Source organism: Blautia sp. ZXY-1-C6, assembly GCF_056339875.1.
On sequence record NZ_JBWJVQ010000289.1, the window covers coordinates 1 to 6196 of the forward strand.

Below are 6196 nucleotides of genomic sequence, written 5' to 3' on the forward strand. Positions count from 1 at the left end.
TCAACAGCAATGATACAAAAAAATTAGGAAGACTGTTTCCTATAAAGCTGCATAAACGGATCAGATAATCCGTAATCGTATTCTGTTTCACTGCTGACAGAATTCCCAGAGGGATTGATATGATGATGGTCAGCAAAATAGATGTCACTGTAAGAAGCAGCGTTGCCGGAAGCTTCGATATGAACGTGTCAAAAACCGGAAGACTGGATACATAGCTGTTTCCCATATCTCCATGAAGCAGTTTCCCAAGCCACACAAAATACTGGGTCAGAAATGGTTTGTCCAGTCCCAGCTGTTCTCTGGCTGCATTTAACTTATCTTCTGACAGAATCTGTCCTGTATTTTCCATTTTTTGTGTCACTACATCACTTCCCGCAATCCGCATCATGCCATAGGAGAGAAAAGTAATCGCAAACAAAATGGGAATCAGCTGGAGCAGTCGTCTGAATGCATATTTTCTCATTTGATTATCTCCATTTTATAATTTTTGAAAATTGTACTCCTAATTTGCCACCATTCAGTTTAACAAAAGCAAAAATAGCCCACAACCCACCCTGGGGGTTATAAGCTATTCTTAATTTGAATATCTATCGTCATTTTTGGAATAGTTTTTTTTAATATCAGCAATAATTTAAAACAACCATCCCATTTTGTTCTAAACTATGTTATACTACAAGAGCTGTCGAACCTCCAGCAGGAAGGAGGTGAGTTTCATGGAAGCAATTTTTACTTCATTTCTTGTCTCTGTCATAGCAGGCGTAGTTAGCTACTACATATGCAAATGGCTGGACAGCGGACATTAGACAGCAACAGTCTAAACGGAACAGCTCTCCGTAACGAGCAAGAAAGCCCTCAGAGCGGCAACTCTGAGGGCTTTCGTTTCGCTTCATGGAAATTTCACTTCATTTCTTAGCTACTATTAGTATATGCAAAATAAGTTAAAAAGTCAACTGCAATTTTTATTAATGCTTCGGCAGTCTGCTCTTTAAAAACTCCACAAGCTCTGCCACACTCTCATCCATTTCTTCTCCTTTGTGGAGTATAAAACCAAAAATCACTTTACTGTCTCCAAGATCCAGAGGGATTCCCGGTGTAGTTCCTTCTTTGTTTTCTGACAGGTAACTTCCGCTTATATTTGCCACCTTACTGTTCTTCAGCATTTTTTCCATAATATAATCACTGTTGGTCAGCACGGAAATATCAATGTCCTTCCATTGGAATGCATCCTCTTTTACAGCACCGATGTCAAAAAATTCATCCTGATAATTCTGTATAAAACGGATTCCTTCCAGGTCTTCCAGTTCTGCCCTCTCTTTGCCGGAATTGTAAAGTTCTGTCAGCCCTCCCGGATACAGCATTACATCTGTTTCATAGATAGGTTCGAAATGCATTTTGTTTTTTGACAGTTCATACAAAAAATTTTCCTTCTGCTGACTGAGGATATATACAAAACCAATGTCATCCATATAATCCCTGACTCTTTCCATTACGCTTTGTACGCCTGCTGTTGTTACCTGGAAATGGTACTTTTTTTCATAGGTTTCATTATAAAAGTCTACAAACTGATTGGCAAACCAGGAACTGGGGTTTAAAGATATCCGGATCCATTTTGTCATTCCGCTGGAAGCCATATTTTCCAGAACATTTACTTCATTTATAATTTTCGACGCATATTCATAAATCTTGTGCCCCTGTACTGTCAGTCTGATTCCTCTTGGAAGCCGTTCAAAAAGCTGCATTCCCAGCGTATCTTCCAGTCCCTTGATCACCTTGCTGACACTGGGCTGTGTAGAATACAGATTTTTCGCAGCATCACTGAATGAACCAGTCTGCGCACATACTACGAAATACTGTAATTGTTTTAAATCCATAAAGATTTTATCCCTCTTTCTGTTTTTATTATCTGAAATTCAGCCTGCAAGATTCAGCATTTTTAATAAGAACAGCCAGCTCAGGCCATAATAGGTAATTACTGCAACAAGGTCATTCACTGTTGTGATCAGCGGACCTGATGCTACTGCCGGGTCAATATTGATCTTCTTAAAGAACAATGGAATACAGGTGCCTACTGCACTGGAGATCAACATAGCCAGCAACAGTGCCACACCGATACATCCGGATACTGCATAGGAAAACAAAAGTGTTTTTCCTTTAAACAGATAAATATACAATCCAATCAGCGCAAAAGACAGAATTCCAAGAAGTCCGCCATTACACAGACCAATTCTCATTTCCTTCCACACAAGTTCCAGTTTCTGCTTACCTGTCAGAGATTCATCCATCAGCACACGAATCGTCACAGCCAGAGACTGGGTACCCACATTACCTGCCATATCAAGGATCAAAGACTGGAAGCACATAATGATCGGAAGTGCAGTCACCACCTTCTCAAAAATTCCTACCACTGAGGAAACTACCATGCCAAGTCCCAGAAGAATGATCAGCCAGGGCAGACGTTTCTTCATACTTTCTTTCAGTGGCTCCTTTAAATCCTCTTCTGCAGTCAGACCGGCCAGCTTCGCATAGTCATCACCCATCTCATCATCAACCAGGTCAATGATACTGGCAGATGTGATAACACCCAGAAGCTGATTATCGTTGTCAAGAACCGGAATAGAATCCTCAGAATAATCTTTCAGTTCTTCGATACAGTCATCAATATTCTCTTCCGCATATACATATGGATAGGACGTCACCACCAGATTCTCAAGCAGATCATCCCGTCTGGCAATGATCAGTTCTTTCAGATTAATGGCCCCATAAAATTTCTGCTGCTCTGTCACTACAAAAATAGTGGAGATATTGTCATTTTTTGCAGCCTGTTCGATCAGACTGCTCATTGCCTGCTTAACTGTCAGTTTATCTGTGATCACAATATAATTTGTTGTCATGCGGCTTCCGATCTCATCCTCATCAAAGGATGCGATCATCTCCACATCACGTCGAACCTCAGGTTCAAGCAGATCGATCAGTATTTTTTTCTTTGTTTTTTCAACTTTATTTAATACATCTGCAAGAGCATCTGTCTCCATTCTGGATAAAATGGCCGCTGCTTTTTTCACATCCATTTCATTCAGATACTCTGCTGCATTCTCCTCATCTGTATATTCAAAAATATCAGAGAGCATATCTGTATCCAGGATACGGTACAGCTTGCACCGCTCCTGTACAGTCAGTTTCGGCATTACATCTGCCAGATCATTCTCATGATAATCCTGCAGCCTTTCTCCCATAACGGCCGGAGAGGTGTTGCTGCGAATGATCTTCAGAATTTCTTTGGAATAATCCTGTACTCTTTTCTCCATTCTTTCATCCTCCGTTTTTTTGCATAAAAGCACACCAAAAGAAAGCAGTCTGTTATTTATTACATTTTACTGCTATTTCTTCTATACTTTTTCCAGCACACTAAACCGCAGGGTATCAAACCATAACCTGCTATTCATCCGCTGTCCGTAACTGTCCGGCATCTTCGCCGGATCATTACTGCTCAATATGTAATTGCATGATTCGGGGGAATTTCATAAATACAGGATAAGAAATGAAAAAGACATCCGATCTTCCACATACAGAAACTGTCAGATCACAGACAGTAAAAAACTTCTATTTTATATGCATACATGGAAAATCCTGAAAATATATGACTACAGCAGAACAAAAACGGCTGCTATACTCATATACTCTTTTTAATTCAGATCCTGTGCTACTACTTCGCCCATGAGAATCGCAATTATCCATTCTGTTCCACCTGCCTTTTCTTTAAAATTTACGATTTCGGATATCAGACCCTGTTTTCGGGAATCTGATTTCTAACAGCAAATTTTATGCTGTTCCCTATTTTGAAACAGCATTTTTAAAATTATTTTCAATTTGCACAGTTATTGTAACCGCCCAGTAGAGAAAAAGCAACCCTGTTTTCTCATTTTTTACATTAATTTTTGTTAATGTTAACGATAAGTTTGCTTCTTTTATTCCTAAATGATAGAATATAATCAGAAATTTGCAAATAATAAGATTATTGCCATAAACATGCAAGACTATAATTGATATTCACAGGAGAAAAAATATGTCATTTATCAGTGTATTTGATGTTATGGGGCCGAACATGATCGGTCCTTCAAGTTCACATACCGCAGGTGCGGCGCGTATTTCCTATCTTGCCCAGAAAATGATCGAAGGCCCGTTAAAGAGAGCCGACTTCATCCTGTACGGCTCTTTTGCAAAAACTTACCATGGTCACGGTACTGACCGAGCTCTGCTGGGTGGTATTATGGGATTCTCTACTGATGATATGCGCATCCGAAATTCTTTTGATATTGCTCATGAAAAAGGTCTGAAATTCTCTTTCACTCCAAATGAGCAGGAAACAGATATTCATCCGAACACCGTAGATATCTGCATGGAAAATGAAAAAGGCCAGAAACTGACCGTACGCGGCGAATCCCTTGGAGGAGGCAAGGTCCGTATTGTAGATATCAATCACGTACAGGTAGACTTTACAGGCGAGTACAGTGCAGTGATCGTGATTCATCAGGACACTCCCGGCGTTGTGGCCTATATTACCAAATGCCTGAGTGACCGCAATATCAATATTGCATTTATGCGTCTGTTCCGTGAAAGCAAGGGAGAGATTGCTTATACAATCGTAGAATCTGACGGCAAACTTCCTGAGAATATCGTTCCTGCGATTCGCGAGAACCCGAATATTCATGAAGTTATGATCGTACAGATGTAAAGAAAGGAGGATTTTTATCATGGATTTTAAAAATGCAAATGAACTCTTAGCACTCTGTGAAGAAAAAAATCTTCCTATCTCAGAGATTATGCGTATCCGTGAGATTGAGCTTGGCGAAACAGCCTCTGAGATTGTAAATAAAAAAATGACACGAGTACTGGGAATTATGAAAGATGCTGCTTTCTCACCAATCAGACAGCCGGTAAAATCTATGGGTGGTCTGATCGGCGGCGAAGCCAGAAAGCTGAGTCTCCACGCTCAGGAGAAAAAAGGTCTCTGCGGAAATCTGCTTCAGAAGGCAATTACTTATGCTATGGCTACACTGGAAACGAATGCCTCCATGGGGCTGATCGTGGCCTCTCCTACTGCCGGTTCTGCCGGAATCGTACCGGGGCTGATGCTGGCAATGCAGGAACATTATCAATTCTCTGATGAAGAGATTATACGGGCATTATTTAACGCAAGTGCCATTGGTTATCTGGCAATGCGAAATGCAACTGTTGCAGGTGCGGTAGGCGGATGCCAGGCCGAGGTAGGGGTTGCATCTGCAATGGCTGCATCTGCTGCTGTAGAGCTGATGGGAGGTTCACCGAAAGAATGTACTTTTGCTGCATCTACTGTTCTTATGAACATGCTTGGTCTGGTATGCGATCCGGTCGGCGGTCTGGTAGAATATCCATGTCAAAACAGAAATGCTGCAGGTGTGGCAAACGCTATAATTGCCGCAGAAATGGCTCTCGCAGGAATTCCGCAGTTGATTCCTCTAGACGAAATGATCCAGACGATGTTTACCGTGGGTAAAAAGCTTCCTGCAGAACTGCGTGAAACTGCTATGGGAGGATGCGCTACTACGCCATCTGCATGTGAAGCATGCCATATATGCAGTTAACAGGCTGACAAATAAAAAAACTGTCTCTGTAATGCACCTATTTTCTACGTATAATGTGCATATACAGGACAGTTTTTTTATTATTTTTCCAGCTTTGCCAACACTTTTGATGTAAAATGTGTATCGAAAAACTGAACAAAAGGTCCGAATCCAAATGCACTGACCAGTGTTCCCAGTCCGACGATTCCCCCTGCAAGCCAACACACCAGTGCACTGATCGCATCATTAGATACTCTGCACCAGAAATACGGAATTTTCGGCCATTTCTCTGTCATGATCAGGGAAATACTGTCATATGGTGCAACTCCCTGTTTCGGAAGCTGGTACATGGAAATTCCAAGGCTTGTTATGATAACTCCAATAAATACGGTAACCACCTGCATTGCCATCTGATCCGGTGCATCGATCACAGATGTGATCAGGTTATAGAAAAATGTAACAAAATATCCAAGGAATAACGCATTTATGATCGTTCCCAATCCGATAAGCTTTCTTCCCCAGATAATTTCTATTACAAAAAATCCCAGATTCAGAAGAATTAAAAAACGGGCATATTCAATTCCCACACATTCTGC

At 41.0% G+C, this 6196-nt stretch carries 6 protein-coding genes; 2 read left to right on the forward strand and 4 right to left on the reverse strand.

Annotated features, from left to right (window positions below; translation table 11 throughout):
- From AC075J_RS17960 to mgtE, 3 genes are all read right to left on the reverse strand, one after another.
- Positions 1 to 463, reverse strand: a 463-nt coding sequence (locus AC075J_RS17960) for an ABC transporter permease (protein WP_476390576.1), incomplete at its 3' end; no start/stop codon positions are given.
- Between the two features lie 499 nt (positions 464 to 962).
- Positions 963 to 1871, reverse strand: a complete 909-nt coding sequence (locus AC075J_RS17965) for a LysR family transcriptional regulator (protein ID WP_128867936.1) — start codon at positions 1869 to 1871, stop codon at positions 963 to 965.
- Positions 1872 to 1910: 39 nt separating this feature from the next.
- Positions 1911 to 3305, reverse strand: coding sequence for a magnesium transporter (gene mgtE, locus AC075J_RS17970; RefSeq protein WP_128867939.1), 1395 nt, complete (start codon positions 3303 to 3305; stop codon positions 1911 to 1913).
- Positions 3306 to 4063: 758 nt separating this feature from the next.
- Between mgtE and sdaAB the strand changes: the two genes are divergently transcribed.
- Together sdaAB and sdaAA are read left to right on the forward strand one after the other, a co-directional pair.
- Positions 4064 to 4732 (forward strand): L-serine ammonia-lyase, iron-sulfur-dependent subunit beta, encoded by a 669-nt coding sequence (sdaAB, locus tag AC075J_RS17975; RefSeq protein ID WP_173703201.1) that lies wholly within the window; start codon positions 4064 to 4066, stop codon positions 4730 to 4732.
- 19 nt (positions 4733 to 4751) lie between these two features.
- A complete protein-coding gene (sdaAA, locus tag AC075J_RS17980; RefSeq protein WP_055150769.1) occupies positions 4752 to 5621 on the forward strand; it encodes an L-serine ammonia-lyase, iron-sulfur-dependent, subunit alpha in 870 nt (289 codons plus the stop codon).
- 80 nt (positions 5622 to 5701) lie between these two features.
- Here sdaAA and AC075J_RS17985 read toward each other — a convergent pair.
- On the reverse strand, positions 5702 to 6196 hold a 495-nt coding region (locus tag AC075J_RS17985; protein WP_476390577.1), incomplete at its 5' end, for a YczE/YyaS/YitT family protein.

What these genes read in the sequence shown, in the direction of transcription:
- AC075J_RS17965 (WP_128867936.1), bottom strand. Translation starts at nt 1,871, where the DNA reads ATGGATTTAAAACAATTACAGTATTTCGTAGTATGTGCGCAGACTGGT.
- mgtE (WP_128867939.1), bottom strand. Translation starts at nt 3,305, where the DNA reads ATGGAGAAAAGAGTACAGGATTATTCCAAAGAAATTCTGAAGATCATT.
- sdaAB (WP_173703201.1), top strand. Translation starts at nt 4,064, where the DNA reads ATGTCATTTATCAGTGTATTTGATGTTATGGGGCCGAACATGATCGGT.
- sdaAA (WP_055150769.1), top strand. Translation starts at nt 4,752, where the DNA reads ATGGATTTTAAAAATGCAAATGAACTCTTAGCACTCTGTGAAGAAAAA.